Source organism: Variovorax sp. BGA-UO-ETr-C22, from assembly GCF_059567965.1.
In genome coordinates this window covers 325,826-352,144 of sequence record NZ_JCAQPA010000011.1, presented here as the reverse complement: position 1 = coordinate 352,144, position 26,319 = coordinate 325,826, and the positions used below count along the sequence as shown (strand labels likewise).

Here is a 26,319-nt window from a genome sequence, read left to right as displayed (position 1 = left end):
GCGCGGGCTCAGTTCAAGAGCGACGGGTTGCGCTTTTCTTCTTCGATGCGCTGCTGACGGCGCACCGCTTCGCACTGTGCGTGCGACCTGTACTCGGGCTTCACGCACTGGGCCGCCATGCATTGCGCCTTGGCGATGAAGTTGCGGTCGCCGCATTGGGCCTGCGGGTCGGCCGGCGGGGCCGGTGTCGCTGGCGCGGGTGCCGGGGCAGCCGCCACAGGTGCTGCGGCGGGCGGGGCCTGGGACGCCGGTGCGGGAGGTGTCACGGGCTTGCGCGGCTTCGCGACGGGTGTCGGCTTGGGTGCGGCTTCCGCCGGCTCGGTGATCGCTTCCGCGGGCGGCGCTTCGGCCACGGGCGGCTCAGGCTCGGTCGCGACCGGCGGTGCTTCGACCGCCGCTGGCGTTGCAGCGGGAGCCGGCGCGACGACAGGAGTCGGTGCCACGGCCGGCTCGGGCGCCTTGCTGCCGGTCCCATAGCCCAGCCAGCCCGCGACCACCAGCAGCAGCGCGACCGCGAGCAGCCCCAGCCACAACCCGATGCCGCGCGGGCGCAGCACCGGTTCGGGCGGCTTGATGCGCTTGACCTTGATCCGCGTCTTTGGCCGGTCGGCCCGCGGGGACGGAGGCAAGGACGATGCGGCGCCCCCGCGCCCCGGCGCGACGATCACGGTCTTTTCATCCGCGGGCGGAGGAGGTGGTGGCGGCTCGGGCCTCCAGCCACTGGACGCCGGCGACGACGCGCGCTTCGACTCGACAGGATCGAACAGCGGCGCGGGAATGGTCGGCGCACGCAACTGGGCCGGTGCGGTGGTGGCCCATTCGCGGTCGGCAGGACTGGGCGCCGGGGGTGGCGCGCGGTCGGCGGCCGACAGCCGGCCACCGCAGTTCCTGCAGAAATTGGCACCCTCGCGGTTGTCCGCGTCACAGACCGGGCAGATCAAGGCCATGGCTCACCAGCAATTCTCGGGATCGGAAACGAAGACTTGTTCTTGTTGTTGTGCGGCGGCTGGCAGCGCGCGGCGAGCGGGAAGGCTCCGCTCAACTCAGGTGACGGCCACCCGCTTGGAGCGGTGCGCCATGCGCTTGGCGATCACGGCGCCGAGCGCCATCGCGATGTCCAGCGCCATGTTGGGCTGGCGGTTCGACATCTCGGAGAACCGCACGGCCGTGAGGCGCCACACGCGTCCCGCGCCGGTAACCACCACGTTGGCTGCATGCGGCTCGCGCGAAAAGAACGAGCCCTCGCCCACCACCGAGCCCGGCGACAGCACGGCCAGGCGCATCTGCTCCTTGCTGCTGACGCGGTGCACGCTGATGGCGCCGCTTTCGACGAAGAACACCGAGCGGTCGTGCGTGCCCTGCGAGATCAGCACGTCGCCGATCGCGGTTTCGATGGGCTGCAGATAACCCGCGAGCGTGTCCCACTGCGCGACGCTCAAGGTCAGCGCGAACGCATCGGCGCTCAGGTTCTCCGCAATGGAGCGGCTCAGGTTCTGGATGGACATGTTTTTCTCGACCCCCGCAAGTGATCCGAAGTATCCGCGAAGGCCCCGAGGTTCGGCTACAACTGTTTACGCTTTCACCAGCGAAGCGCACGCATGTGTCGCTATTTCCCGATACAGAAGCGCGAAAAGATGACCCCCAGCAGGTCGTCTGCGCCGAACTCGCCGGTGATCTCGTTGAGCGCGTTCTGGGCCAGCCGCAGCTCCTCGGCCAGCAGGTCGAGCAGCTGGGCCTGCGCCGCCAGGTGGGCGGCCGCCAGCGCGAGGTGCGTCTCGACACGGGCCAGTGCCTGCACGTGGCGCGCGCGCGCCAGGTAGACACCTTCGGGCACGGCCTGCCAGCCGGCCATCGCCAGCAGCTGATCGCGCAGCGCCTCGATGCCCGCGCCGGTCTTGGCCGACAGGGCGATGCCTTCGGACGGCGGCGCGGCCGACGCCGCCGCGTCCTGCTTGTTCCACACATCGAGCACCGGCACGCTCGCCGGCAGCTTGCGCTGCAGGCCGGCCAGGATCTCGGCGTCGGCGGCGGCGTAGTCGGGCTGGCCGGCGCGCGTCAGGTCGTGCAGGAACAGCACGGCGTCGGCGCTTTCGATCTGGCCCCAGGCGCGCGCCACGCCGATCTGTTCGACCTCGTCGGTGCTGTCGCGCAAGCCCGCGGTGTCGGCCACATGCAGCGGCACGCCGTGGATCTGGATGGTCTGCGAGACCACGTCGCGCGTGGTGCCCGCGATGGCGCTCACGATGGCCAGCTCGGCACCGGCCAGCGCGTTGAGCAGCGAACTCTTGCCGGCATTGGGCTGGCCCGCGATCACCACCTTGATGCCTTCGCGCAGCAACGCGCCCTGTTTGGCGCGCTGTTGCACGGCGGCCAGCTGCGCCTGCAGCCGCTGCAGCTGGCCGGTCGCGTCGGCTTTCTGCAGGAAGTCGATCTCTTCTTCGGGGAAATCGAGCGTGGCCTCGACCAGCATGCGCAGGTGGATCAGCGCGTCGCGCAGCGTGTGGATCTCGCGCGAGAAGGCGCCCGACAGCGAGCGCCCGGCGCTGCGCGCAGCGGCCTCGGTGCTCGCGTCGATCAGGTCGGCGATGGCCTCAGCCTGCGCCAGGTCGATCTTGCCGTTGAGAAAGGCACGCTGGCTGAACTCGCCCGGCTCGGCCACGCGCAGGCCGGGCAGGCGCGGACGGCCGGTGGCCGGATCGATTTCGGCCGCGGCCTCGAGGCAGCGCGACAGCAGCAGCTGCAGCACGACCGGGCCGCCGTGCGCCTGCAGTTCGAGCACGTCTTCGCCGGTGTAGGAGTGCGGCGTCGGGAAATGGATCGCCAGGCCGTGGTCGACCGGCTCGCCCTGCGCATCGCGAAAGGGCAGGTAGGTGGCTTCGCGCGGCTTGAGGGCGCGGGCGCACAGCGCCTGGACCAGCGGCGCCAGCCGGGCGCCCGACACGCGAACGATGCCGACCGCCCCACGCCCCGGGGCGGTGGCGATGGCGACGATGGGATCGGTGGTGCGGGCGAGGGTCATGACAGCGCGATTCTTTCAGCAAAAAGCAAAGGGCCGCGGATGCGGCCCTTTGCGGGTGGCGGAGGCCGGCCGGCTTACTTGCCGAGCACGCCCAGTCGCTTGTTGATGAACCACTGCTGCGCGATCGACAGCACGTTGTTCGTGATCCAGTACAGCACCAGGCCGGCCGGGAAGAAGATGAACATCACGCTGAACGCGAGCGGCATGATCCACATCAGCTTGGCCTGCATCGGATCGGGCGGCGTCGGGTTGAGCCAGGTCTGGAACAGTGAGGTGGCCGTCATGACGATCGGCAGGATGTACCAGGGATCGGGTGCCGACAGGTCGGTGATCCAGCCGATCCACGGTGCGTGGCGCATTTCGACCGACGACAGCAGCACCCAATAGAGCGCGATGAACACCGGGATCTGGATCACGATCGGGAAGCAGCCGCCCATCGGATTGACCTTCTCGGTCTTGTAGATCCGCATCATTTCCTGCTGCATCTCTTGCGGCTTGTCCTTCAGCCGCTCGCGCATTTCCATGATCTTCGGGTTGATGGCCTTCATCTTGGCCATGCTGGCGTAGGCCTTGGCGTTGAGCCAGTAGAAGGCCGCCTTCAGCAGCACCACCAGCGCCACGATCGCCCAGCCCCAGTTGCCCAGGATGCCGTGCAGCTGCGTGAGCAGCCAGTACAGCGGCTTGGAGATGATCGCGAAGATGCCGTAGTCCTTCACCAGGTCCAGGCCGGGGGCGATGGCTTCGAGCTTCTTTTCTTCTTCGGGGCCGGCGAACAGCGCGCTGTTCACGACCTGCGTAGCGCCCGGGGCGATCTTCGGCAGCGTGGCGACCATGGCCACGGTGAAGAGGTTGTCGCCCAGGTCCTTCACGCGGAATTCGCGGCGCAGCTGTTCGCTGGCCGGGTCGCCCTTGAGCAGCCAGGCCGAGGCGAAGTAGTGCTGCACCATCGCGATCCAGCCGTCGTTGGCCGGCGGCGGCGGCTCGACCTTGCCCTTGGCGATGTCCTTGAAGTCGAGCTTGTGGAACTTCTTCTCGTTGGTGTACGCGGCCGGGCCGGTGAAGGTGTTGGTGCCGAACATGGTGCCGGCGGCCACGGTGCCGTGGCGCAGCAGCTGCATGTACAGCTGCGCGTCGCGCGGCTGGTCGCTCACGTTGACCACTTCGTGGCGCACGCCGATGACGTAGTCGTCACGCTTGAAAACGTAGGTCTTGATGTACTTCAGGCCACCGACCGGGGCGCTTTCGAAGGTCACCTCGAGCGTGTTCTGGCCGTCGGCCATCGTGCGCGGACCGGCCTTGGGCGTCATGGCCGTCAGGTGGTTGGGGAAGGCGTCGCCGGCGACGGAGTTCAGCAGGCCGGTCTGCGCCACGTAGCGCGTGGCGGGCGAGCCGTTCTCGAACAGCACGACGCGCTTGGTGCGGTCGGCTTCGTCGTACTTGAGCAGTTCGAGGTGGTTGACCGTGGCGCCTTCGCTGTCGATCGTCGCCTTGAACAGGTCGGAGGTCACCACGACCTGCTCGCGCGGCGTGGCCGGGGCCGCCTGCGTGGGCACGGCGCCTGCGGTGCCGCCGGCTGCGGCAGCCGCGGTCGGCACGCCGTTGTTGGCCGCGCTGCCCGTGGCCGGCGCCGTGGCGGCGGGCTTGGTCGACGGCAGGAAGGTCGGCTTGTTGCCGTTGAAGACCTGCCATTGGTCCCACAGCAGCACGAGCGAGAAACCAAAAATCACCCACAGGATCGTGCGGCGGATATCGTTCATGACGAAGACTTCTTGTCGGAGGAGAGAAGAGACGAAAACAGCGATCCTGACTTGTCAGTGCGACGCTGTGATTTCGGTGGAACCGGATCGTGGCCGCCCTGGCACCAGGGCTGGCAGCGCGCGATGCGGTGCAGCGTCAGGTAGCTGCCCTTGAGCGCGCCGTGCACTTCCAGCGCCTCGATCGAATACACCGAGCAGGTCGGCGTGAAGCGGCACGACTGCCCGAGCCAGGGGCTCAGCAACAGGCGGTAGCCCTTCACGAGGCCGATCAGCAGGCGTTTCATGCGGAGGCGGGTGCGGGGGAGGCGGCAGCCGGTGCTGGCGGACGCCCGGCGCGCGCCAGCAATTGCTGGAGCTCGGCGCGCACGGCGGCCTTGAGCTTGTCCGAGGAGGCGCTCACGAACGCCTTGCGATCGAAACCGGCGCGCAGACGCACCACGTGCGCGGCACGCGGCAACACGACGCCGGGCGCGGCGCTCACGGCGTAGATCTGGCGCTTGATGGCGTTGCGCGTCACCGCGCGGCGTGCCCAGCGCTTGGGCACCATGGCGCCCAGCCAGACCTCATCGGACGGAAACAGCGAAGCGGCGCCCGATGGGGAAACATCGAGCGCACAGCGGTGCAATGCGAAATGGGCAGTGCGCGCCACGGTGGCACCTGCGAGGACGGCCTGGAATTGCGCGCGGGTCTTGAGCCGCTGCAAGGAAGCCGGGCCGCGGACGTCGCTGCTGGCGGAGCCAGGCGCAGAGGCTGCAGGAGCCTGCGCGGACGTGTCGGCGGCTGACAACGGCAGGTGGGGTGCCGTCAGACGGCCAGGCGCTTGCGGCCCTTGGCGCGGCGTGCGTTGATCACGGCGCGGCCGCCACGGGTCTTCATGCGGACCAGAAAGCCGTGGGTACGGGCGCGGCGGACTTTGGATGCTTGGTAAGTGCGTTTCATGATGGTTTCCTGATTCCCTGTTTGCGCCGGTTTCCGCATGAAGGCATGCAAAAACCCGGCGAGCGCTGGGGGAGCGAGTTTCGGATGGCCCCCGAAAGACGCTGTGAAGGCTTTTCAGGGAAACCCGCAATTATCGCAAACATTGGCCGCCGGAACAATCTTCGACTGGATTTGCGGGCCTTTCCATGTGCAGCGCAGCATGTGGATAAGGTTTTGACAAGTTAGAATGCCCAGCGCCTTCCAGCAGAGAATATCCACAATACCTATACAAGAAATGCCCGAGGGTTCCATCACTTTTTCAAGCGCCCATGTCGACTGACGGCATCGGCGAAAGCCTGTGGCAGGCCTGCGTCGACCAGCTCGCGCAGGAGCTGTCCGAGCAGCAGTTCAACACCTGGATCAAGCCCCTCACCGCGCAGGTCGCCGACGACCTTTCGCGCATGACGGTGTTCGTCGCCAACCGCTTCAAGCTCGACTGGATCCGTGCCCAGTACGCGGGCAAGATCGCGGCCATGGCCGAGAAGATGTACGGCCAGCCGGTCACCATCGAGTTAGCGCTCGCTCCGCGTGAAACCCCCGTCCGTGTTGCACCCATGGCCATCATGGCCGAAACGGATGTGCCGCGCGACGTGGCCGGCCCGGGCGAGGAACCGGCGGCCGCCGGCTTCAAGAACCGGCTCAATTCGGGGCTCACTTTCGACACCCTGGTCGAGGGCACGGCCAACCGCATGGCGCGCGCCGCAGCCATGCACGTGGCCGGCATGCCGGGCCACCTGTACAACCCGCTTTTCATCTACGGCGGCGTCGGCCTGGGCAAGACCCACCTGATGCACGCTGTGGGTAACCGGCTGCTGGCCGACCGGCCCGATTCCAAAGTTCTCTACATCCACGCCGAGCAGTTCGTGTCGGATGTGGTCAAGGCCTATCAGCGCAAGACTTTCGATGAGTTCAAGGAGCGCTACCACTCGCTCGATCTGCTGCTGATCGACGACGTGCAGTTCTTCGCCAACAAGGACCGCACGCAGGAAGAGTTCTTCAACGCCTTCGAGGCCCTGCTGGCCAAGAAGTCGCACATCGTGATGACCAGCGACACCTATCCCAAGGGGCTGGCCGACATCCACGAGCGGCTGGTGTCGCGCTTCGATTCGGGCCTCACGGTGGCGATCGAGCCGCCCGAGCTCGAGATGCGCGTGGCGATCCTGATCAACAAGGCCCGCGTCGAAGGCACCGAAATGCCCGAGGAAGTCGCCTTCTTCGTGGCCAAGAACGTGCGCTCCAACGTGCGCGAGCTCGAAGGCGCCCTGCGCAAGATCCTGGCGTACTCGCGTTTCAACCAGAAGGAGATCTCGATCGCCCTGGCGCGCGAGGCGCTGCGCGACCTGCTGTCGATCCAGAATCGGCAGATCTCGGTCGAAAATATCCAGAAGACGGTGGCCGACTACTACAAGATCAAGGTCGCCGACATGTACAGCAAGAAACGCCCGGCCAGCATTGCGCGGCCGCGGCAGATCGCGATGTACCTGGCCAAGGAGCTCACGCAGAAGAGCCTGCCGGAAATCGGCGAGCTGTTCGGCGGTCGCGACCACACGACGGTGCTCCACGCAGTGCGAAAGATTTCGGGCGAGCGCCAGCAGCTCACCGAACTCAACCAGCAGCTGCACGTCCTCGAACAGACCCTCAAAGGCTGAAGCCGAATGTCATCAAGAACGCCCCTCGCGACAGCGGAGAATGGCGTCCTGAAAGCTGATTCAAAGAGATAAGAGAAGAGGAAGAAGACATGATCGTTTTGAAGGCAACCCAAGACAAAGTTCTTGCCGCGCTGCAGTCGGTGGCCGGCATCGTGGAGCGGCGTCACACCCTGCCGATCCTGGCCAATGTGCTGATCCGCAAGACCGGCGGCCAGCTGCAGCTGACCACCAGCGACCTCGAGATCCAGATCCGCACCACCGCCGAGCTCGGTGGCGACGAAGGCAACTTCACGACCACCATCGGTGCGCGCAAGCTGATCGACATCCTGCGCACCATGCCGGCCGACCAGACCGTGAGCCTCGAATCGAGCGCCAGCAAGCTGGTGCTCAAGGGCGGCAAGAGCCGCTTCACGCTGCAGTCGCTGCCCGCCGAAGACTTCCCGCTGGTGCAGGAAGCCGCCAATTTCGGCCCCGTGTTCAGCGTGCCGCAAAAGACGCTGAAAGACCTGCTCTCGCAGGTCTCGTTCGCGATGGCCGTGCACGACATCCGCTACTACCTGAACGGCATCCTGTTCGTGGCCGAAGGCAAGCAGCTGAGCCTGGTGGCCACCGACGGCCACCGCCTGGCGTTCTCCTCGGCCATGCTCGACGTCGAAGTGCCGCGCCAGGAAGTGATCCTGCCGCGCAAGACCGTGCTCGAAATGCAGCGCCTCCTGTCGGACGCCGAAGGCGCCATCGAGATGCAGTTCGCGAACAACCAGGCCAAGTTCAGCTTCGGCGGCATGGAGTTCGTCACCAAGCTGGTTGAGGGCAAGTTCCCCGACTACAACCGCGTGATTCCGAAGAACCACAAGAACACCGTCACGCTCGGCCGCGCGCCGCTCCTGGCCAGCCTGCAGCGCACCGCCATCCTGACCAGCGAGAAGTTCAAGGGCGTGCGCCTGAACATCGAGCCGGGCACGCTGCGCATCGCGTCGAACAACGCCGAGCAGGAAGAAGCCCAGGACGAGCTCGACATCGACTACGGCGGCGACAGCATCGAGATCGGCTTCAACGTCACCTACCTGATCGACGCGCTGTCGAACATGGACCAGGACATGGTCAAGCTGGACCTGGCCGACTCCAACAGCTCGGCCTTGTTAACCATCCCCGAGAACGCATCTTTCAAGTACGTCGTGATGCCGATGCGCATCTAGACCCTGGAAAACACAGCGCCTTGCGCACACGACCCGCGGCCCCCCGCGGGTTTGCGCTTTCAAGAGGCGGCGAATTGAGCTTTTGAGAGCCCGAAAAATCACGGGAAACCCGTGAGAGACAGAGGAATATCCGAATGAGTGCAGAAGAGAACAAGCCCGACGTGCCGCACACCGAGCCGGTCTATACCCCCGAAATCCAGATCGTGGCGCCCGAAGGCGTCCCCGCCGACTCCAGCTACGGCGAAGGTGCGATCACGATCCTCGAAGGTCTGGAAGCCGTGCGCAAGCGCCCGGGCATGTACATCGGCGACACCTCCGACGGCACGGGCCTGCACCACCTCGTGTTCGAAGTGGTGGACAACTCCATCGACGAAGCGCTCGCGGGCCATTGCGACGACATCGTCGTCACGATCCACTCCGACAACTCGATCTCCGTCACCGACAACGGCCGTGGCATTCCCACCGGCGTGAAGATGGACGACAAGCACGAGCCCAAGCGCTCGGCCGCCGAAATCGCGCTCACCGAACTGCACGCCGGCGGCAAGTTCAACCAGAACAGCTACAAGGTCTCGGGCGGCCTGCACGGCGTGGGCGTCTCGTGCGTGAACGCGCTGAGCGTGAAGCTGCGCCTGATCGTGCGCCGCGAAGGCAAGATCCACGAGCTCGAATTCAGCCGCGGCTTCGTGCAGAACCGCCTGCTCGAAACCGTGAATGGCTTCGAAGTCTCGCCCATGAAGGTCATCGGCGACACCGACAAGCGCGGCACCGAGGTGCACTTCCTGCCCGACACGGAAATCTTCAAGGAAAACAACGATTTCCACTACGAGATCCTGAGCAAGCGCCTGCGCGAGCTGAGCTTCCTGAACAACGGCGTGCGCATCCGCCTGCTCGACGAGCGCACCGGCAAGGAAGACGACTTCTCCGGCGCCGGCGGCGTGCGCGGCTTCGTGGAGTTCATCAACAAGGGCAAGACCGTCCTGCACCCGAACTCGTTCTACGCAGCGGGCGAGAAGCCGGCCGATACCTACGGCGGCATCCCCGGCACGCACATCGGCGTCGAAGTGGCGATGCAGTGGAACAGCGGCTACAACGAGCAGGTCCTCTGTTTCACCAACAACATCCCGCAGCGTGACGGCGGCACCCACCTCACGGGGCTGCGCGCCGCGATGACCCGCGTCATCAACAAGTACATCGAAGAAAACGAGTTCGCGAAAAAGGCGAAGGTCGAAGTCACCGGCGACGACATGCGCGAAGGCCTGTGCTGCGTGCTGAGCGTGAAGGTGCCCGAGCCCAAGTTCTCGAGCCAGACCAAGGACAAGCTGGTGTCCAGCGAAGTGCGCGCACCGGTGGAAGACATCGTCGGGCGCCTGCTCACCGACTACCTGCAGGAACGCCCGAACGACGCCAAGATCATCTGCGGCAAGATCGTCGAGGCCGCCCGTGCCCGCGAAGCCGCGCGCAAGGCCCGCGAAATGACGCGCCGCAAGGGCGTGCTCGACGGCATGGGCCTGCCCGGCAAGCTGGCCGACTGCCAGGAAAAGGACCCCGCCCTGTGCGAGGTCTACCTGGTGGAGGGTGACTCCGCCGGCGGCTCCGCCAAGCAGGGCCGCGACCGGAAGTTCCAGGCCATCCTGCCGCTGCGCGGCAAGATCCTGAACGTCGAGAAAGCACGCTACGAGAAGCTGCTGACCAGCAACGAAATCCTGACGATGATCACCGCGCTGGGCACCGGCATCGGCCGCGCCGGCGCGACCACCGCGGGCGGCGGCGCGGACGACTTCAACGTCGCCAAGCTGCGCTACCACCGCATCATCATCATGACCGACGCCGACGTGGACGGCGCCCACATCCGCACGCTGCTGCTCACCTTCTTCTACCGCCAGATGCCCGAGCTGGTCGAGCGCGGCCACATCTACATCGCGCAGCCGCCGCTGTACAAGGTGAAGGTCGGCAAGGAAGAGCAGTACCTGAAGGACGGCCCCGCGCTCGACGCCTTCCTGCTCAAGGTCGCACTGAAAGACGCGAGCATCGAGACCGGCGGCGCCGCCTCGACCACGCTGTCGGGCGACACCCTGGCCGAGCTGGCGCGCAAGCACCAGGTGGCCGAGGCCGTGATTGCGCGCCTGCGCAACTTCATGGACGCCGAAGCGCTGCGCGCCATCGCCGACGGCGTGGCGCTCGACCTCGACACGCCGGCCGCCGCCGAAGCCTCGGCCGTCGCCCTGCAGGCCAAGCTGCGCGAGCTCAACACGACCGGCGTGCCGGCCGAGGTGAGCAGCGAGTTCGACGCCCGCACCGACAAGCCGCTGCTGCGCATCAGCCGCCGCCACCACGGCAACATCAAGTCCAGCGTGATCTCGCAGGACTTCGTGCACGGCGCCGACTACGACGCGCTGGCGCAGGCCGCCAACACCTTCCGCGGCCTGCTGAGCGCCGAAGGCGCGCTGGTCAAGCGCGGCGAGGGCGAACGCGGCAAGGAAGAGAAGGTCGACGACTTCCGCCAGGCCATGAAGTGGCTGATCGGCGAAGCCGAACGCGCCACCTCGCGCCAGCGCTACAAGGGCCTGGGCGAGATGAACCCCGAGCAGCTGTGGGAAACCACCATGGACCCGACCGTGCGCCGCCTGCTGCGCGTGCAGATCGACGACGCGATCGAAGCCGACCGCGTGTTCACGATGCTGATGGGCGACGAGGTGGAACCGCGCCGCGAGTTCATCGAGCAGAACGCGCTGCGCGCGGCGAACATCGACGTCTGATCGATCGATCGATCGATCGATGGCACGGCACCGGCGGTGTCGCGCTGTTCACCAAGGGGGCGCCTGCAAGCGCCCCTTTTTTTTGATTCCTCTTACTGCTTGCGCTGCACGAACAGGTTGCGCTTGGCGTCCTCCGGGTACGCGAAGCTGATCTGCCCGTTGCGCACCACGCCCATCACCAGCATGTTGGGCGACAGCGCGTCCTTGTCGTTTTCCGAGAACGACTTGTCGTAGGTCGTGACCACGCCGTAGTAGGGCCGCTTGGGCTGCTCGAGCGCGGCCTTGATGAACGGGCCTTCGAGCTTGCCGCTGGGCACGTTGAACATCGCGTGGGCCAGCAGGTAGGTGGCGTCGTAGGCCTGCGCGGCGGCCATCGGCACCGGGATGCGCTTGGTGTTGAATTTCCGCGCGTAGTTGGAAAGAAACGACGAGCGGCGCTCGTTGCTCGGCTCGGCGATGAAGCTCTGCGCCATCAGCGCGCCTTCGGAAGCTTCGCGGGCGCCCTCGATGAAGGACGGGAAGGACAGCGTCCAGGCCCCGACCTGCGGCACCTTCCAGTTCAAGGCCTGCCGGCTGCGCGCGATGACGGCGTTCTCGGGGCCCACGGTGTAGCTGAAGATGACGTCCGCGCCGGCCGCCTTGGCCTCCGACAGCTCCTTCGTCAGGTCTTTCACCCCAAGCGGAAATCTCCCCACGTACACGGGCTTGAGGTGCTTGGCCGCCAGCGCCTTCTCGACATCCTTGGCGCCCGCCTCGCCGTAGCCGGTGCTGTCGTGCAGCACGGCAACCCGTTTCCAGCCGCGCGCCAGCAGGTCGTCGACCACGAAGGGGGCCTGGATGCTGTCCTTGGGCGAGGTGCGAAACACATAGCTCGTGGCCGGCGGATAGGTCGACGTCAATGGCGAGCCGGTGGCGCAGGGCACGATCAGCGGCAATTTCGCGTCATTGAAAACGGCCAGTGAATTCATCGCCACGCCGGTATTGCAGAAGCCGATGGTGGCGACCACTTTTTCATTGACGAGGGCCTGGGATTGCGAACGGCCAATGTCCGGATTGGCCTGGTCGTCCTTGATCACCAGTTCGAGCGAGCGGCCCAGATACCCGCCCACGGCATTGATTTCGTCGACGGCCATCTTCACGCCGTTGAGCATGGGCAGGCCGAAGTCGGCCGACGGCCCGGTGAAAGGGCCGATGACGCCGATGCGGATCGGCACCGGCTGCTCTGCGCTTGCCTGGGCGACCAGTCCCAAACCCATCAGCAAAAAAACGAATCGGCGATTTGAATGAAGCATTTGGTTTGCGCGCTTTGAAAGGAAGCGCCGAGCCTAATTTCTTTGCGCGCCCGCCAATAGCTAGGGAATGCCCAGTCAATTGCGCACCAATTCCGTCTTCTGTTGCCAATTCAGCGCAGGCCGCGGGGCCGGCGACGCATCGGAAAGCGCTCGTTCGCGGCGCGTCCGCGAGCCCCGTCTCAGGGTTTCCGATGAAAGACACCCGAAAAGCGTGACCGGCGCCCGTCACACGGGCGTCACCAGCTATGAAAACAATAGCATTCACCTGCGCAACGCAGAAGCTTCCTCGTAAACGCTATATCTAGCCCGACTCTTGCTAAGCAAAATTCCTGACGGATTTCCTGTCACGCAAGATCGAGGACACACAGAGCAATGAACCCCAAGCGTTTCCAACAGCCCGTGGCTGCACTGGTTCTGGGCGCCGCATCGGTCGCCGCGGCCTTCCTCGTGGCCGTGTCGCCGGCCCATGCGTTCTCGAACCCGCCGATCCAGGTCGCGCAGGGCATCGAATACATGTGCGGCGGTGCCGCCAAGGGCGAAGCCGCCTTCATGGAAATGGTGGCGCCGCGCTGGGCCGCCGCCATCGACTTGCGCGTGAACGACGGCAAGGGCGCGCAGCAGGCCGGCTTCCCGGCCAAGGCCTCGATCCAGGTGCGCCAGAAGTACACAGGCCAGACGGTGATGCAAGTGCAGACCCAGGCGCCTTACATGCTCGCGCGGCTCGAACCGGGCGCCTATGACGTCGACGTGACGCTGGGCGGGCTCACGCTCACGCAGCAACTGGTCGTGATCGCCGGCATTCCGGCGCGCGCCTCCTTCGTCTGGCCGTCGAACTTCGACATGGCCTCGGTCGCGCCACCGCTGCCCCAGGCGCTGGCACAAACCGCCGCGCGCTGACCCGACGCGGGCCGCTGCGGCCCGCGCGCAGTTAAGTCTTCCTTAAGTCGTGCCCGGCACAGTGCCTTCCTGCGTGGCGTGTCGCCACCACCGCCCGGAAAGGAAGGCTCCGATGTCTCTCACCACCAATCCCCTGTTTCTGTTCTCGCACGCCCGGCCCGTGGCTGCGGCGGCCGGCGCCGCCTTGCTGGTGCTGCTCGGCGGCGCGCTCTCGGCGCAGCCGGCCCAGGCCGCGATGAACCCGCCGATCCACATGGCGCACGGCGTCGAGTACATGAGCGGCGGCATCGGCCAGGACGAGGCGCAGCTGATGGAAACTGTGTCGCCGCGCTGGCCCGCGAGCTTCGAATTCGCGATCAAGGACGGCCGCCGCGCCGATTTCGCGGCCGGCGTGCACGTCACCGTGCGCGACAGCCACGGCACCGCGCTGCTCGACAACGTGGTCTCGGGCGGCCCGTTCATGGTGGCGCGGCTCGAGCCCGGTCGCTATGAAGTGGAGGCTCGCATCGGCGGCCAGACGCTCAAGCAGACGCTGCTGGTGTCGCCCGGTGCGCCGGCCAAGGCGCTCTTCGAATGGCCGGCGGGCACCGACATGGCGTCGGCCGGCACGCGCACGGTGCGGTAAGCGAGGCGGCACCGCGCCGCGGGCGGTGCCGAACGGGCGCGCCCGCGACGCCCCAACGCCCGCTATCCGGTTGCCCTGCGCTATAGAAAAAATAGCGACCCCGGCAGCTTTCGACGCCTTGAATGCGCGGCATGCGCCTTGCAGATGACGTGTCCCGGGCAATGCCCGCGTCCCCCCAGTCCTCATGCCGATCCGTCCCCTGAGCGTCCTGACCGCGCTGCTGCACGTCTACATCGCGCTGCGCCTGCTGCCTGCGCTGGCGTCGCTCACGCCTGCGTGGCCGCTGGCGCTCGTGCTGCTGGCGGTGTCGGCGGTCACGATGCCGCTGCCCTTCGTGTCGCGCAGCCACCGCGCCGACCGCAAGGCGAAGCCGGCGGGCGAGATGCTGCACTGGATCGGCCTGATCAGCATGGGCTGGTTCTCCTCGCTGTTCGTGCTGACGCTGGTGCGCGACCTCGGCCTGCTGCTGGCCTGGCTGGCGAGCGCGCTCGGCGGCCTGCAAGTGCCCTGGGACAAGGTCGGGCCCTGGAGCGCGCTGACGGTGCTGGCGCTGGCCACGGGCGTGTCGCTGGTCGGCTTCGTCAACGCGCGCCGCACGGCCGGCGTGAAGCAGGTCGACGTGCCCATTCGCGGCCTGCCGGCAGCGCTGGCCGGCTTCACGATCGCCCAGCTCAGCGACATCCACGTGGGCCCGACGATCCGCAACGGCTACATCCAGCGCATCGTCGACGCGGTGAACCGGCTCGGCGCCGACGCCATCGCGATCACCGGCGACCTGGTGGACGGCAGCGTGCCCGAGCTGCGCGAGCACATCGCGCCGCTGGCGGGGCTGCGCGCGCGCCACGGCACTTTCGTGGTCACGGGCAACCACGAGTACTACGCGGGCGCGCACGCCTGGATCGACGAGCTGCGCCGCCTCGGCCTGAAGGTGCTGCTGAACGAGCACGTGGTGCTGCAGACGCGCAACGTGCGCGGCGCGCAGACCGACGAAGAGCTGTTCGAAAGCGCGCTGGTGCTGGCCGGCGTGACCGACTTCACCGCCGGCCACTTCGACGCCGCGCACGCGAGCGACCCGCACCTGGCGCTGTACGACGCACCGCCGCTGGTGCACACGCGCGTGCTGCTGGCGCACCAGCCGCGCAGCGCGCCGGTGGCGGCCGCGGCCGGCTACCAGCTGCAGCTGTCGGGCCACACGCACGGCGGCCAGTTCTTCCCGTGGAACCTGTTCGTGCCAATGCAGCAGCCGTTCACGGCCGGCCTGCACAAGCTGCACGACATGTGGATCTACGTGAGCCGGGGCACCGGCTACTGGGGGCCGCCGAAGCGTTTCGGCGCGCCGTCGGAAATCACGCTGGTGACGCTGGTCCCGGCGCAGCCCTGAAACGCAGCGGCGTCAGGCCTGCAGTTCGGCCAGCAGTCGCCGCGCGTTCGACGTGGCGGCCGCGTGGATCGGCTTCAGGCCTTCGCGCGCAATGCGCACTGCCACCCCCGTGAGCTGACCCGCCGTGCTGGCGCCGCGCGCCGTGGCCTGCACGAGCGCGTCGCCGTGCGTGGCCGCCTGCGCCGGCGTGAAGCTGCCGGCCAGCGAGAAGAGCGCCGTGGCGCCCTGCAGCCATTGCTGCCATGCACGCTGGGCCAGCGAGGCCTGGCTGCTGTGCCACTGCCGGGCCATCGCCAGGCCCGACTCGCTCGCCGCGGCGAGCTTTTCGTGGCCCATCAACTGGAATTCCGCAAGGTCGGCGGCGCTGGGCGTGAGCCCGGCTTTGGCGATGCGCTCGGTGCGCATGCGGATCACCGTGCCGGACGACAGCAGGGTCTCGTGGGTCTTGAGGGCCAGGTCGACCCATTGCATCAGCGGGCTGGCCACGCGGGCGGTGGTACTGAAGGACGACATGGGAAGAGGGCACGTAGGGGAACAGAGGGCCACTATAGGCCTGCAAAGTGAAAATTGTTGCAGCGCAACATTTCCTGACCGTCATTTCACCGATCGATTGCTTTCTGCGGGCAATATTTAACGTTTGTTGTGGTTGTTGCCGGCATCCGCGCGCAAGCGCCGTGCACGCGCCTCGGTGACGAGGTAGGCGACCAGCGCCACGGCCAGTGGCAACAGGTAGTACAGCGCGCGGTAGGCCAGCAGCGCCCCCAGCAGCCGGGCGCTGGGCACCTCGTGCGCGAGCAGCGCGACGAACACGGCCTCCAGCACGCCGAGCCCCGCCGGCACGTGCGTGACCACGCCCGCCACCGCCGCGACCAGCAACACCGCGAGCACCTGCGGATACCCGACCTCGCCCTGCAGCAGCACCCAGATCACGCCGCCGATGAGCGACCAGTTGACGCACGACATCACCAGCTGCAGCAAGGCCATCGGCAAGCTCGGCGTGCGCAGCGCATGGCCGCGCACGCGCCAGACGTGGCCATCGGAGAACGCACACAGCGCCAGGTAGGCGAGCGACACCATGAGCAGCACCGCGCCGAGCATGCGCAAGCCGCTGCCGTCGATCTTCCAGTCGGGCGGCAGCGCCATCGGCCAGAAGCAGAAGGCGACGCCGGCCACCACGAGGTAGCCGAGCCAGTTGGTCAGCATGCTGAAGCCCAGCACGCGCGTGATGGTCTCGTTGCCCAGCCCCAGGCGCGAGTACAGCCGGTAGCGGAAGGCCACGCCGCCCACCAGCGAGCCGAAGTTGAGGTTGAAGGCGTAGCTGATGAAGGTCACGCCGACCACGGTGCCCACGCCGAGCCGGTGCTTCGTGAGGTGGCGCCCGAGCAGGTCGTAGGTGCTGTAGAGCCCGAAGCTGGCGGCGGCCAGCGCGCCGGCCGCGAGCAGCGTGGTGCCCGGCAATGCGCGCAGTGCGGCGAACACTTCGGCCCAGTCGATGGTGCGTGCCTGCTTCAGCAGCAGCCAGGCGATGGCGCCGAAGAAGGCCCAGATCGCCACGCGACGCGCCCACGGCCACCAGGGCCGGTGCGTGAGGGCGAGGGAAGCGCTCATGCCGTCTCCGTGCGCGTCGTGCCCTCGTCGCCGCGCTTCTTCTGCTGCGCCATGAGATCGGTCGCCTCGGCCGGCGTCAGGCGCGGCGCATGGCGCGGCAGGCGGTTCAGCCACGACGGGTACCAGCGCAAGAAGTGGAAGACGAAGAAGCTGCGCACCAGCCGCCAGCCGCTCCATTCGCTGGCCAGGTCGTGCGCGCCGATCTGCTTGCAGCTGTGCTGCATGAGATGGTCCATGCGCTCCCACAGCACCTTGTTGAACGCGGTGTCGCGCACCACCACGTTGGCCTCCAGGTTGAGCGACAGGCTCAGCGGGTCGAGGTTGCTCGAGCCCACGGTGCTCCAGCGGTCGTCCATGAGGGCGACCTTGCCGTGCAGCGGGCGGTCGCAGTACTCGTAGATGCGTACGCCCGCATGCAGCAGGTGGTGGTACAGCATGCCGGCGGCCGTCTTCACGATCGGCATGTCGGGCTCGCCCTGCAGGATGAGCCGCACGTCCACGCCGCGCCGCGCCGCGCGCCGCAACTCCTTGATGAGCCGGTAGCCCGGAAAGAAGTACGCGTTGGCGATCACGATGCGCTCGCGCGCGGCGCGGATCGCGGCGCGGTAGTGGCGCTCGATGTCGTTGGTGTGGCGGCGGTTGTCGCGCGTGACGAATATCGCGTCGGCCTCGCCCGCCGCGGCCTGCAGCTGCGACACGGGCGGCGCCTGCTTCAGCCTTCGCCGGAACCAGCCCACGCCCTTGCCGCCGACTGCAATCGCGCGCAGCACGAACTGGTGGATCTCGGCCACGATCGGCCCGGCCAGCTCCACCGCGTAGTCCTGCTTGGCCTTGGGCCCGAAGTCGAGCAGGTGGTCCTCGGAGTAGTTGATGCCGCCCACGAAGGCGCGCTCGCCGTCGACCACCACGATCTTGCGGTGCATGCGGCGGAACACGTTGAGCCGCTGGCCCAGGAAGCGCTGGCCCGGGTCGAACACGCGCACCTTGACGCCGGCCGTGGCCAGGCTTTCGAGGTACGCGTGCGAGAGATCGGGCGAGCCGAAGCCGTCGATCATCAGGTCGACCTTCACGCCGCGCTGCGCCGCCGCGCGCATGGCCGCATGCAACGCCAGGCCCACCTTGTCCTCGAACAGGATGAAGGTCTCGATGATCACTTCGCGCCGCGCCGCGCCGATGGCCTCGAACACGCGCGGAAAGAATTCCTCGCCGTTCTCCAGCAGGTCGATGCGGTTGCCGCCGGTCCAGTGGCCGGCGCGCTCGGGGGTGTCGCGCATGGGGGCCTCGCTGCTCACAGGTCGATGTCCGCCACCAGCGGGGCATGGTCCGACAGGTGCGACCAGGGCCGGCGCGGCAGCACCACGGGCGCGTGCGCGCCCGCGTTGCGCACGTAGATGCGGTCCAGCGGCAGCAGCGGCAGGCGCGCCGGAAAGGTGCGCGCGGCGCGGCCGTGGGCATGCACGAACACCTCGCGCAGCGACGCGCCTTCGGCCAGCACGTCGTGCGCGCGGGCGCGCCAGTCGTTGAAGTCGCCCGCCACGATCAGCGGCGCGTCGGCCGGCACCTCGTCGCGCACGATGTGGCACAGCAGCTCCAACTGCTGCTGGCGGTGCGCCTCGGCCAGCCCCAGGTGCGCGCAGATCGCATGCACGTCGACCGTGCGCCCGGGCAGGCGCAGCACGCAGTGCAGCAGGCCGCGCTTCTCGGGGCCGCTCACCGACACGTCGTGGTTGCGGAAATGCACGATCGGAAACTTCGACAACACGGCGTTGCCGTGGTGCCCCTTCGGATACACCGCGTTGCGCCCGTAGGCGAACTGCGGCCACATGGTGTCGGCCAGGAATTCGTAGTGCGGCGCCTCCGGCCAGTTGTTCACCGTGCGCGAATGGCGCGCGTGCGTACCCATCACCTCCTGCAGGAACACCACGTCGGCGCCCACCGTGCGCACCGCGTCGCGCAGCTCCGGCAGGATGAAGCGGCGGTTGAGCGCCGTGAAGCCCTTGTGGGTGTTCACGGTCATGACCTTGAGCGAGGCCGGTGCGGCGGCGACAGCGGCCTCGGGCAGCGGGGAAGTGATGGGGGAGGACATCGGTGTTCCCGTTGTACGTGGCCGCGCCCGCGCCGACTGTAGGAACGCGCCACCTTCTTCGCGTGCCTTTCACGCAAGGGCGGCGGGCTCCTACAGGCAGGCCTGCCGCACCCCCACACAGCGCCCGAAACGAGGCTCCTACGGTGGTTTCAAAGCCGATGCCAACGCGCTCGCGCTTTGTGCCTTTTTCCATCTGCAAAGGAGCTTTCCATGATGACCACCCTGCAACGCCTGACGATCCCCACCGCGCTGCTCGCCGCCCTGCTGGGCGCGGGCGTCGCCCAGGCCCAGAAACCGGCGCCTGTCGAACCGATGGCGGGCGACAGCTCGATGCCCGTCTCGCGCGAAGCCGTAAAGGCCGAGGCCCGCGCGCAGAACCGCAACAACGCCAACAGCGTGGTGCCCAAGGGCGAGGCCAGCACCACCGTGAACCACCAGCCCAACGCGATGCCGTCGCCCACCGGCGAGCGCTCGCGCGCCGAGGTGCGCGCCGAGACGCAGCACGTGAAGCCGCGCTTCGGCCAGCCGGGCGAACGCCCGGCGGTGCCGACCAACCCGACCGAGAAGACGGGCACGCCGCAGTAACACCGCGCGCCCATGAAAAAGCCCGCGATGCTTTGCGCATCGCGGGCTTTTTTCCTGCCCTTTCCTGGAGGCCGGCTCCCTTCAGCCGGCCGCCTGGTCAGCCTCAGCTCTTGGCCGGCGCTGCACCATGGTGGCCTTCATGCCCACCGCGATGGAAGCGATGGCCGTGGCCCGCGAACTTCGCGGTCTCGGCGTCGAAGGTCTTCTGCTGCTCGGGCGTCAGCGCGGCGTAGAAGGTCTTGGTCGCTTCGGCGCGCTTGGCGAACCGGGCGCTGCGCTCGGCCTGGCGGGCCTGCATGTGCTCCAGGCGCTGCGGCGTGGTCAGCTTGGCGAACTCGGCGCGGTCCATGCGCTGCGGGCGGGCGGCACCGGCCGGCGGCTGGCTGGCCTCGGTGAAGCTGCTCCACGCGCCTTCCTGGGCGCTGGTGAGCTTGAGCTTGTCCTTCAGCGCGGCCAGGCGCTTGGCACGGTGCTCCTTCATGCGCTCCATGCGCTGGGCCGGGTCCATGCGCTTGTGCTGCGCCTTGGGTGCGGCGGTGGCATCGGCGGGGGCCGTGGCAGCCGTGGGTGCAGCGGTCGACGGCGTGGTAGCGGCCGGCGCCTGAGCGAAGGCACCCGAAGAGGCGAGGGCGGCCGAACCCAGCAGGCTGGCCCAGACGATGCGTTGGCGAAGAGAGATCATGAGAGTCGCTTCCTTTCGAAGAAGTCCGCCACCAAAGGGCAGCGGGTGAGACGAAGTGTGGAGCGCCTCTGTAACGCGTCCGTGAGCCGAACGTGAGCGTGCGTAAAGAAGCATGAACCGCAGCGCGGTGCTGCCGCCCGCAGCGTGACTTATTTGGGCCGGGGCGCCTTCAGCCCGCGGTCGGGCGCTTGCAGCTTGCCGGCGCGCAGCGCGGCCACCGCGAGCACCACGGCGCGCGCGACGTTGCGCACCTCTTCCTGCACGTCGGCATCTGCGTCCAGCGCCTCGTGGCTGGTGGCGTAGGGCGCGTAGTAGCCGATGTAGCGATCGAGCCGCGCCTGCGCGCCGGCGTCGACCAGGCCCATCCAGTCGAGCCAGTCCGTGAGGTTGCGGCGCAGGCCCTCGGGGCCGGCCACGTCGCCGTGCACCACCACGCCGTAGACGCGGCCTTCCAGGTGCTTGGGGTAGCCCCAGCCTTCGAGCTCCAGGGCCTTGGCCTCGTCGGGCTTCTTGCCGTGCGTGCTGGTGGGGTCGGGGTTGCCGCCGTCGGCGCACACGAGGCGGTCGATCATGAGCTTGAGCGGGCTCGCGGCCTGGTACCAGTGCGTGGGCGTGAGCACGATCACGCCGTGCGCGGCCACCCAGCGTTCGTAGATCTCGTTCATCCAGTCGCCGGTCTGGCGCAGCGCGTGGTTGGGGTAGCAGCTGCAGGGCCAGTGGCACAGCGGCATCGCGGTGGAGACGCAGCCCTTGCACGGGTGGATGTGGCGGCCGTAGTCCGACGTGAGCCGGCTCAGGTCGAGCACGTCGACCTCGATGCCGCCGCCTTCGAGCACCTCGCGCGCGCACTGCGTGAGGCGCCAGGTCTTGGAGATTTCACCGGGACAGGTGCCGTCGTTGCGCGGCGAGCCGTTGACGAGCAGCACGCGCGAGCGCGTCTCGGGCCGGCCCCAGGCGTCCTGCGCCGCGTCGATGCGCGCGCGGGCGTCGAGCCAGTCGACCGAGAGTTCGTAGTCGGGGTCGGCATAGCCGGGCCCGGCGCGGCGCGTCACGGGCGCCTTGCGGCCTTCGTCATACGCTTTCCAGGCGATGTCTTCCAGGCGCCGCAGCGCCTCGGTCTCGGCCCGGAACGCCGGGTCGTGGAAGCTCTGCATGAAGCGGTCGTGGAACTCGGCGCGCTGCAGCATCGGCGGCGCCTGTCCCTTGCGTATCGTGGGAGGCATGACCGCAATCTAGGCCGCGCACCGGCCGGCGCGAACCGCACGCGACGCCGACTTGCGGTAGGCGAGCGACTACAGAGGCTTCGGGCTCAGCCCAGCTTGCCGTTCTGGAAGTCGTGCACTGCCTGCTTGATCTGCTCGGGCGTGTTCATCACGAAGGGCCCGTACTGCGCGATGGGCTCGTTCAGCGGACGGCCCGCGATGAGCAGCGCGCGCGCCGGGCTGTGGTTGCTGGCACCGGCGCGCAGCACCGTGCCGTCGCTGCCGGGGTCGTTCGCGAGGATGGCCATGCGCCGCGTCGGCACCTCGCTGCCGGCGATCCACAGCGATTCGCGGAACACATAGACCAGCGCGTTGTGGTCAGGCGGCAGCGGCTGCGCGAACTCGGCGCCGGGCGGCAGCGTGATGTCCAGGTACAGCGGTTGGGTGTGCGCGCGCTGCTCCGCGCCCACGACGCCGTGGCTGGTGCCGGCGATCACGCGCACGTGCGCGCCGCTGGCGGTGGTGAACTCGGGGATCTCGCTGCTGCGGATGTCGCGGTACCAGGGCTCGCGCATCTTGTCCTTGGCGGGCAGGTTGAGCCAGAGTTGAAAGCCTTCCATCAGGCCTTCTTCCTGCTCGGGCAGCTCGCTGTGCACGAGGCCGCGGCCGGCCGTCATCCACTGCACGCCGCCGTTCTCGAGCAGGCCTTCGTGGCCCGCGCTGTCGCGGTGGCGCATGCGCCCGGCGATCATGTAGGTGACCGTCTCGAAGCCCCGGTGCGGGTGGTTCGGAAAGCCGCCGATGTAGTCGCCCGGGTTGTCGCTGCCGAAGGCATCGAGCATCAGGTAGGGGTCGAGCCGCTTCTGCAGCGGCTGCTGCAGCACGCGGGTGAGTTTGACGCCGTCGCCGTCACTGGTGGAAACACCGGCCACGATGTGGTCGATGCCGCGCGGGGTGGCGACGGGATCGGTGGGGTGGTGGTGGGCATGAACGTTCGTCATGCCGCCCATGGTGGCACCAAAGCCCCGACCGCGCCACCGGTGGGGGTGCCCGCCGGCCGGAGCCGTTCAGCTCAGCGCGGCCACTGCTGGCGCTGCCAGTAGCGGTACTGCCAGCGCGTCTCGAAGCCCGCGCGGCGGTACAGGGCCAGCGCCGGCTGGTTCTGCGCGTCGACCTGCAGGAACACCCGCTCGACGCCGCGTGCCAGCGCCGCCTGCGCCAGGCCCGCCAGCACGCGCCCGGCCAGGCCGCGCCCGCGCTGCGACTGTTCGGTGCGCATGCCGTGCACGCTGGCCCAGCCGTGGCCGAAGGCCATGGCGCCGGCCGCCACGGTGGCGCCGTTTTCGCGCACGCTCGCAAAGAGCGAGCCCGTGGCGCGCGACAGCGAACGCACGCGGTGCACGCCGTCGACCGGGTCGAAGCCTTCGCCCAGGAACAGCGCGGCCCAGTCCGGATCGGGCGACGCGTCGACGTCGGCCAGCCGCACGTCCGCCACGACGAGGTCGCGCATGCGCTGCGCCGAGCCGGTCTGCACGCAGGTCGGGCTGTCGGCCATGTAGTGCCGGCGCGCGAGTTCGGCGCGCAGGGTGTCGAAGCAGGCGGCGTCGGCCAGCCGCAGCGCGGGCGCGACCTGGCGGCTGTCGCAGCGGTCTTCGATGCGGTCGAGCGTGCCGGCTTCCACCGGGTCGCGGTGCAGCGGCACGGCCGAGCGGGCGCGCTTGACGGTGCCGCGGTCGAAGGGCAGCAGCCAGCCGTCGAGTTCCTCGCAGGCCTCGGGGGCCACCGCCGCCACGGTGGCGCGTTCGATGGCCTCGATGTCGTGAGGGCCAATGCTCATTGCACGGCTTCCGGCGGCGCGTACTTGGCCGCGGCCACGCTCTTGAGCAGCGCCTCGCGCTGGTTGCGGCTGATGCCGCGCACGCTCTCGGCCACCCACTTGGTGCGGTCGGCATCGATGTGACCGTCGCGCCGCCATTGCTCCAGCACGGCCTGCGGTTTGTGCAGCATGGCCGCGAGCCAGACGGCCTGCGCCGGTTCGAGCGTGCGCGCGCTGCGCTTGAAGTAGCGCCGCGCCGCGGCCTCGCCGCCGCAGAGGTTGCCGCCCCACGGGGCGTTGTCGAGGTACAGCTGCAGGATGCGGGCCTTGCCCAGCGTCTGCTCCATCTCGACCGCGTACAGCAGCTCGCGCAGCTTGCGCTCGGCCGTGCGGTCGCTGCCGGTGACCAGCAGCTTGGCCAGCTGCTGCGTGAGCGTGCTGCCCCCGCGCCGGGTCTGGCCGGGCTTCTGGTTGTGGTCGATCGAGGCGAGGATCTCGGTCAGGTCGTAGCCGGCGTGGCTGAAGAAGCGCTGGTCTTCCGCCGCGATGACGGCGCGCGCCAGCCAGCTGTCGTTGGCCAGCTTGCCCGACGGGCCGCAGCTGGTGCGCGCGCCCAGCATGGCCTCGGTGCCCAGTCCTTCGACCGTGAACTGGCCGATGGCCGGCTGCACCGCGAAGGTGGCGTCGGGCAGCAGCAGCTGCGCCTGCACCGCCAGCGTGCCGCCGATGCGGGCACGCTGCAGCTCGGGCAGCGCCGGCACGAGCACGGCGTACCAGCGGGCGATGGGCGCGTCCTGCACGCGAACGTCGAGCTGCAGGTTCTTCGGCGCGAGGCGGCCGGTCCAGGTGCCCTGCAGCAGGGCGTTGCTGTCGGCCGCCTGGGGCGTGGCCTCGAAGGTGCCGGCCAGCGTGTTGCCGTCGCGCCGCACGGTGGCCACCAGCCGCTCGACCTTGATGGGCTGCGTGCCAAGCGCCGGCACGTCGGCGATGCACGGCGCGCAGCGCATCTGCTGCTGGCCGGTTTTCTCGTCCCAGGTGAAATGCACGGTGCCGAAGCGGGTGTCGAGCGCGTGGCCGTTCAGCCGCGGCGCGAACCAGGACGAGGTGGCGAGGCGCACCGCGGTGGGCACGCCGATCTCGAACGAGAGCGGGCCGGCCTTCACCGTGGTGCTCCATTCGCCCGCCGCCGGCGCAAGGGCGATCTTGGCGATCAGGAAGATGGCCACCAGGGCGGTCAGGACGAGGGCCAGCAGCCCGAAAAGCACGAATCGCAGGGTCTTCTTCACAAACACGTTCTCATCACATCGGTCTTGCCACGGTGACAGCTTGCCACGGACCGTGCGACTGGCCGCTGGCCGCCGCCCAGTACCAAGCCGAAGTGTCGGTGAAAGCCGTGCCTTGGGCGTCGACGATGCGCTCGCAGACGCGGAAATTTGCCGTACCGTGCCGTTGCGCCACAAAACAGCGCCACATCCGCGCCTGCGCGTCGCGTTCCAGCCGCGCCTGCTCGATGCGGTAGCCCAGCGCGCGGTAGCAGTCGGCGGCCGGATGCAGCATGCGCGTGGGCCGGTTCACGGCGCGCATCACCAGCGTCTGGTGGCCGTCGGTCATGCGGCCGATGGCGCCCGGGAAGCGATCGGCAAAGCGCTGCTCGACCTCGCTCAGCGCCAGCGGGCGCAGCGGCACGCCGTCCCACTGGCTCGGCCATTCGTGGGACCCCACGGCGTCGGCCTCTTCGGCCGGCGCGCGCAGCGCCGCCGCGGCCGACCAGAGCACGCACAGCAGCATCGCCAGCGCGAAGGCGCTCTTGTGGCCCACGCGGTTGATGAAATGGTTGGCGAACCAGCGCTCAACGAACGGTATCGACACGGCGGCCTCCTTCGGCGGTGATCAGGCCCGGCAGCGGGCGGTCGATTTCGATGCGCGGTGCGACGCGCGCCGGCACCATCAGGCGCGCGATGGCACCGCACACCACGGCCAGCAGCACCAGCCCCAGCGCGTTGTGCGCCCACGGCGCGAGCACGTGGCCGGCGCCTTCGAACGCGATCAGCACGCTGTTGCGCACGATGTTGCCGGCCAGCACCAGCAGCCCGACCGCCGGCAGGCGGCGCAGGAAGGCGCGGTCGCTGCGCCGCGCCCACAGCGCGACCGCGCAGGCCGTGAAGTAGCCCAGCCACACCATCTGCACGCCGGAGCAGGGCGCATCGACGATCACCAGGCGGCCGTCAACCATCAGCGTGGCGCCTTCGCGCGCCACCTCGAAGCCCGGCGCGAGCAGCCAGCGGCTGGCTTCGGCCGTCACCACGCGCAGCGGGTAGCCGGCGTAGAACTGCAGCGACGACAGCAGCGGCAGCGCCAGCACCGACAGCCCGGCCACCGGCAGCGCCGCCACGCCGCGCGGCAAAAAGGCCAGCAACCCGGCCGCGAGCGAGAGCACCGCCACCAGACCCGAGGCCAGCGGCGGCAGCGCGGGCAGGCCGCCCCCGCCCGTGCGCAGCAGCGTGGCGAGCACGGTGCCCAGGCCGGCCAGCGCCAGCCAGCCCAGGCGCGGCGAGGCGCGCAGCTCGCGCCGGCACTGCCAGGCGAGCGCCGCCAGGGCGACCAGCGCCACGAGGCCCAGCGGATCGTCGGAACCGTCCTGCAGGCGTCGCGCCATCCAGGCCCAGGTGGGTGCGAGCGCGGCGCACTGCAGCGCGAGCCAGCCGAAGGCCGGCGTGCGGTCGATGCGGATGGCCCAGTCCACGACGCGCGGATGTTGGTGGGCCAGGGTTGCCAGAGACATGGTCGTGC

The 26,319-nt window shown here is 68.5% G+C and carries 26 protein-coding genes; 7 read left to right on the top strand and 19 right to left on the bottom strand.

Annotation, left to right across the window (positions count from 1 at the left end; all coding sequences use genetic code 11):
• Positions 1-8: 8 nt before the first annotated feature.
• The 7 genes from AC57B8_RS21515 to rpmH all read right to left on the bottom strand — a co-directional run bounded on the left by AC57B8_RS21515 (position 9) and on the right by rpmH (position 5,715).
• Positions 9-947, bottom strand: a complete 939-nt coding sequence (locus AC57B8_RS21515; protein ID WP_496480719.1) for a zinc ribbon domain-containing protein — start codon at positions 945-947, stop codon at positions 9-11.
• Between the two features lie 96 nt (positions 948-1,043).
• Complete coding sequence (locus tag AC57B8_RS21510) at positions 1,044-1,505, bottom strand: Crp/Fnr family transcriptional regulator (RefSeq protein WP_070063366.1); 462 nt, start codon at positions 1,503-1,505, stop codon at positions 1,044-1,046.
• A gap of 101 nt (positions 1,506-1,606) precedes the next feature.
• Positions 1,607-3,019 carry a tRNA uridine-5-carboxymethylaminomethyl(34) synthesis GTPase MnmE gene (mnmE, locus tag AC57B8_RS21505; protein WP_354345997.1) on the bottom strand — a complete coding sequence of 471 codons (1,413 nt, stop codon included), beginning with the start codon at positions 3,017-3,019 and terminating at the stop codon, positions 1,607-1,609.
• Between the two features lie 74 nt (positions 3,020-3,093).
• Positions 3,094-4,776 carry a membrane protein insertase YidC gene (yidC, locus tag AC57B8_RS21500; protein ID WP_496480718.1) on the bottom strand — a complete coding sequence of 561 codons (1,683 nt, stop codon included), beginning with the start codon at positions 4,774-4,776 and terminating at the stop codon, positions 3,094-3,096.
• Positions 4,773-5,060 (bottom strand): membrane protein insertion efficiency factor YidD, encoded by a 288-nt coding sequence (yidD, locus tag AC57B8_RS21495; protein ID WP_056574909.1) that lies wholly within the window; start codon positions 5,058-5,060, stop codon positions 4,773-4,775. The genes yidC and yidD overlap by 4 nt, the downstream gene beginning before the upstream one ends.
• Entirely contained in the window at positions 5,057-5,479 is a 423-nt protein-coding gene (locus tag AC57B8_RS21490; RefSeq protein WP_062480416.1) for a ribonuclease P protein component, read from the bottom strand. Before AC57B8_RS21490 ends, yidD begins: the two co-directional genes overlap by 4 nt.
• Before the next feature lie 101 nt (positions 5,480-5,580).
• Positions 5,581-5,715: a 50S ribosomal protein L34 gene (rpmH, locus tag AC57B8_RS21485; RefSeq protein WP_007834827.1), complete on the bottom strand. Its 135-nt coding sequence runs from the start codon at positions 5,713-5,715 to the stop codon at positions 5,581-5,583.
• A 308-nt stretch (positions 5,716-6,023) separates the two neighbouring features.
• On the opposite strand from rpmH, the gene dnaA reads away from it, so the two are divergent.
• From dnaA to gyrB, 3 genes are all read left to right on the top strand, one after another.
• Positions 6,024-7,403 (top strand): chromosomal replication initiator protein DnaA, encoded by a 1,380-nt coding sequence (dnaA, locus tag AC57B8_RS21480; protein ID WP_062480418.1) that lies wholly within the window; start codon positions 6,024-6,026, stop codon positions 7,401-7,403.
• An 89-nt stretch (positions 7,404-7,492) separates the two neighbouring features.
• Complete coding sequence (gene dnaN / locus AC57B8_RS21475) at positions 7,493-8,599, top strand: DNA polymerase III subunit beta (protein ID WP_056574900.1); 1,107 nt, start codon at positions 7,493-7,495, stop codon at positions 8,597-8,599.
• 134 nt (positions 8,600-8,733) lie between these two features.
• Positions 8,734-11,355 carry a DNA topoisomerase (ATP-hydrolyzing) subunit B gene (gene gyrB / locus AC57B8_RS21470; protein ID WP_062480420.1) on the top strand — a complete coding sequence of 874 codons (2,622 nt, stop codon included), beginning with the start codon at positions 8,734-8,736 and terminating at the stop codon, positions 11,353-11,355.
• 92 nt (positions 11,356-11,447) lie between these two features.
• Here the strand turns inward: gyrB and AC57B8_RS21465 are convergent, their stop codons facing one another.
• Positions 11,448-12,611 (bottom strand): ABC transporter substrate-binding protein, encoded by a 1,164-nt coding sequence (locus tag AC57B8_RS21465; RefSeq protein ID WP_496480717.1) that lies wholly within the window; start codon positions 12,609-12,611, stop codon positions 11,448-11,450.
• Between the two features lie 408 nt (positions 12,612-13,019).
• Between AC57B8_RS21465 and AC57B8_RS21460 the strand changes: the two genes are divergently transcribed.
• The 3 genes from AC57B8_RS21460 (at position 13,020) to AC57B8_RS21450 (ending at position 15,550) form a co-directional block, all read left to right on the top strand.
• Positions 13,020-13,544 carry a hypothetical protein gene (locus tag AC57B8_RS21460; RefSeq protein WP_369645724.1) on the top strand — a complete coding sequence of 175 codons (525 nt, stop codon included), beginning with the start codon at positions 13,020-13,022 and terminating at the stop codon, positions 13,542-13,544.
• Positions 13,545-13,656: 112 nt separating this feature from the next.
• Positions 13,657-14,169, top strand: coding sequence for a hypothetical protein (locus AC57B8_RS21455; RefSeq protein WP_139702960.1), 513 nt, complete (start codon positions 13,657-13,659; stop codon positions 14,167-14,169).
• Positions 14,170-14,353: 184 nt separating this feature from the next.
• Positions 14,354-15,550 (top strand): metallophosphoesterase, encoded by a 1,197-nt coding sequence (locus tag AC57B8_RS21450; RefSeq protein ID WP_496480716.1) that lies wholly within the window; start codon positions 14,354-14,356, stop codon positions 15,548-15,550.
• A 12-nt stretch (positions 15,551-15,562) separates the two neighbouring features.
• On the opposite strand, the gene AC57B8_RS21445 is transcribed toward AC57B8_RS21450, so the two are convergent.
• The 4 genes from AC57B8_RS21445 to AC57B8_RS21430 form a co-directional block, all read right to left on the bottom strand.
• Positions 15,563-16,063 carry a polyhydroxyalkanoate granule-associated phasin gene (locus AC57B8_RS21445; RefSeq protein WP_307695328.1) on the bottom strand — a complete coding sequence of 167 codons (501 nt, stop codon included), beginning with the start codon at positions 16,061-16,063 and terminating at the stop codon, positions 15,563-15,565.
• Positions 16,064-16,180: 117 nt separating this feature from the next.
• Positions 16,181-17,158, bottom strand: coding sequence for a lysylphosphatidylglycerol synthase domain-containing protein (locus AC57B8_RS21440; protein WP_496480715.1), 978 nt, complete (start codon positions 17,156-17,158; stop codon positions 16,181-16,183).
• Positions 17,155-18,432 carry a cardiolipin synthase ClsB gene (clsB, locus tag AC57B8_RS21435; RefSeq protein ID WP_496482230.1) on the bottom strand — a complete coding sequence of 426 codons (1,278 nt, stop codon included), beginning with the start codon at positions 18,430-18,432 and terminating at the stop codon, positions 17,155-17,157. Before clsB ends, AC57B8_RS21440 begins: the two co-directional genes overlap by 4 nt.
• Positions 18,433-18,446: 14 nt before the next feature.
• Complete coding sequence (locus AC57B8_RS21430; protein WP_062480435.1) at positions 18,447-19,244, bottom strand: endonuclease/exonuclease/phosphatase family protein; 798 nt, start codon at positions 19,242-19,244, stop codon at positions 18,447-18,449.
• Positions 19,245-19,457: 213 nt separating this feature from the next.
• On the opposite strand from AC57B8_RS21430, the gene AC57B8_RS21425 reads away from it, so the two are divergent.
• Positions 19,458-19,829, top strand: a complete 372-nt coding sequence (locus tag AC57B8_RS21425) for a serine/threonine protein kinase (protein ID WP_167395082.1) — start codon at positions 19,458-19,460, stop codon at positions 19,827-19,829.
• Positions 19,830-19,932: 103 nt separating this feature from the next.
• Here AC57B8_RS21425 and AC57B8_RS21420 read toward each other — a convergent pair whose 3' ends face one another.
• From AC57B8_RS21420 to xrtQ, 7 genes are all read right to left on the bottom strand, one after another.
• A complete protein-coding gene (locus tag AC57B8_RS21420; RefSeq protein ID WP_369630747.1) occupies positions 19,933-20,511 on the bottom strand; it encodes a Spy/CpxP family protein refolding chaperone in 579 nt (192 codons plus the stop codon).
• Positions 20,512-20,660: 149 nt separating this feature from the next.
• The gene (locus tag AC57B8_RS21415) at positions 20,661-21,734 is read right to left on the bottom strand and encodes an NAD(P)H-dependent oxidoreductase (RefSeq protein ID WP_492698577.1); all 1,074 of its coding nucleotides are present in this window, start codon (positions 21,732-21,734) and stop codon (positions 20,661-20,663) included.
• 86 nt (positions 21,735-21,820) lie between these two features.
• Positions 21,821-22,714 (bottom strand): pirin family protein, encoded by an 894-nt coding sequence (locus tag AC57B8_RS21410; RefSeq protein WP_139702965.1) that lies wholly within the window; start codon positions 22,712-22,714, stop codon positions 21,821-21,823.
• 71 nt (positions 22,715-22,785) lie between these two features.
• Positions 22,786-23,550, bottom strand: a complete 765-nt coding sequence (locus AC57B8_RS21405) for a GNAT family N-acetyltransferase (protein ID WP_496480714.1) — start codon at positions 23,548-23,550, stop codon at positions 22,786-22,788.
• Complete coding sequence (locus AC57B8_RS21400; protein WP_496480713.1) at positions 23,547-24,815, bottom strand: biosynthetic peptidoglycan transglycosylase; 1,269 nt, start codon at positions 24,813-24,815, stop codon at positions 23,547-23,549. Before AC57B8_RS21400 ends, AC57B8_RS21405 begins: the two co-directional genes overlap by 4 nt.
• 13 nt (positions 24,816-24,828) lie before the next feature.
• Positions 24,829-25,398, bottom strand: a complete 570-nt coding sequence (locus tag AC57B8_RS21395) for a hypothetical protein (protein ID WP_307582464.1) — start codon at positions 25,396-25,398, stop codon at positions 24,829-24,831.
• Positions 25,379-26,311 (bottom strand): exosortase Q, encoded by a 933-nt coding sequence (gene xrtQ / locus AC57B8_RS21390; protein WP_496480712.1) that lies wholly within the window; start codon positions 26,309-26,311, stop codon positions 25,379-25,381. The genes AC57B8_RS21395 and xrtQ overlap by 20 nt, the downstream gene beginning before the upstream one ends.
• Positions 26,312-26,319: the final 8 nt, after the last annotated feature.

Bases quoted from the DNA above. Each gene is read 5' to 3' on its own strand.
- AC57B8_RS21515 (WP_496480719.1), bottom strand. From the start codon at position 947: ATGGCCTTGATCTGCCCGGTCTGTGACGCGGACAACCGCGAGGGTGCC.
- AC57B8_RS21415 (WP_492698577.1), bottom strand. From the start codon at position 21,734: ATGCCTCCCACGATACGCAAGGGACAGGCGCCGCCGATGCTGCAGCGC.
- rpmH (WP_007834827.1), bottom strand. From the start codon at position 5,715: ATGAAACGCACTTACCAAGCATCCAAAGTCCGCCGCGCCCGTACCCAC.
- AC57B8_RS21445 (WP_307695328.1), bottom strand. From the start codon at position 16,063: ATGTCGTCCTTCAGTACCACCGCCCGCGTGGCCAGCCCGCTGATGCAA.
- AC57B8_RS21420 (WP_369630747.1), bottom strand. From the start codon at position 20,511: ATGATCTCTCTTCGCCAACGCATCGTCTGGGCCAGCCTGCTGGGTTCG.
- AC57B8_RS21465 (WP_496480717.1), bottom strand. From the start codon at position 12,611: ATGGGTTTGGGACTGGTCGCCCAGGCAAGCGCAGAGCAGCCGGTGCCG.
- dnaA (WP_062480418.1), top strand. From the start codon at position 6,024: ATGTCGACTGACGGCATCGGCGAAAGCCTGTGGCAGGCCTGCGTCGAC.
- mnmE (WP_354345997.1), bottom strand. From the start codon at position 3,019: ATGACCCTCGCCCGCACCACCGATCCCATCGTCGCCATCGCCACCGCC.
- AC57B8_RS21410 (WP_139702965.1), bottom strand. From the start codon at position 22,714: ATGACGAACGTTCATGCCCACCACCACCCCACCGATCCCGTCGCCACC.
- AC57B8_RS21510 (WP_070063366.1), bottom strand. From the start codon at position 1,505: ATGTCCATCCAGAACCTGAGCCGCTCCATTGCGGAGAACCTGAGCGCC.
- yidC (WP_496480718.1), bottom strand. From the start codon at position 4,776: ATGAACGATATCCGCCGCACGATCCTGTGGGTGATTTTTGGTTTCTCG.
- AC57B8_RS21405 (WP_496480714.1), bottom strand. From the start codon at position 23,550: ATGAGCATTGGCCCTCACGACATCGAGGCCATCGAACGCGCCACCGTG.
- gyrB (WP_062480420.1), top strand. From the start codon at position 8,734: ATGAGTGCAGAAGAGAACAAGCCCGACGTGCCGCACACCGAGCCGGTC.
- xrtQ (WP_496480712.1), bottom strand. From the start codon at position 26,311: ATGTCTCTGGCAACCCTGGCCCACCAACATCCGCGCGTCGTGGACTGG.
- AC57B8_RS21460 (WP_369645724.1), top strand. From the start codon at position 13,020: ATGAACCCCAAGCGTTTCCAACAGCCCGTGGCTGCACTGGTTCTGGGC.
- AC57B8_RS21440 (WP_496480715.1), bottom strand. From the start codon at position 17,158: ATGAGCGCTTCCCTCGCCCTCACGCACCGGCCCTGGTGGCCGTGGGCG.
- clsB (WP_496482230.1), bottom strand. From the start codon at position 18,432: ATGCGCGACACCCCCGAGCGCGCCGGCCACTGGACCGGCGGCAACCGC.
- dnaN (WP_056574900.1), top strand. From the start codon at position 7,493: ATGATCGTTTTGAAGGCAACCCAAGACAAAGTTCTTGCCGCGCTGCAG.
- AC57B8_RS21450 (WP_496480716.1), top strand. From the start codon at position 14,354: ATGCCGATCCGTCCCCTGAGCGTCCTGACCGCGCTGCTGCACGTCTAC.
- yidD (WP_056574909.1), bottom strand. From the start codon at position 5,060: ATGAAACGCCTGCTGATCGGCCTCGTGAAGGGCTACCGCCTGTTGCTG.
- AC57B8_RS21430 (WP_062480435.1), bottom strand. From the start codon at position 19,244: ATGTCCTCCCCCATCACTTCCCCGCTGCCCGAGGCCGCTGTCGCCGCC.
- AC57B8_RS21425 (WP_167395082.1), top strand. From the start codon at position 19,458: ATGACCACCCTGCAACGCCTGACGATCCCCACCGCGCTGCTCGCCGCC.
- AC57B8_RS21455 (WP_139702960.1), top strand. From the start codon at position 13,657: ATGTCTCTCACCACCAATCCCCTGTTTCTGTTCTCGCACGCCCGGCCC.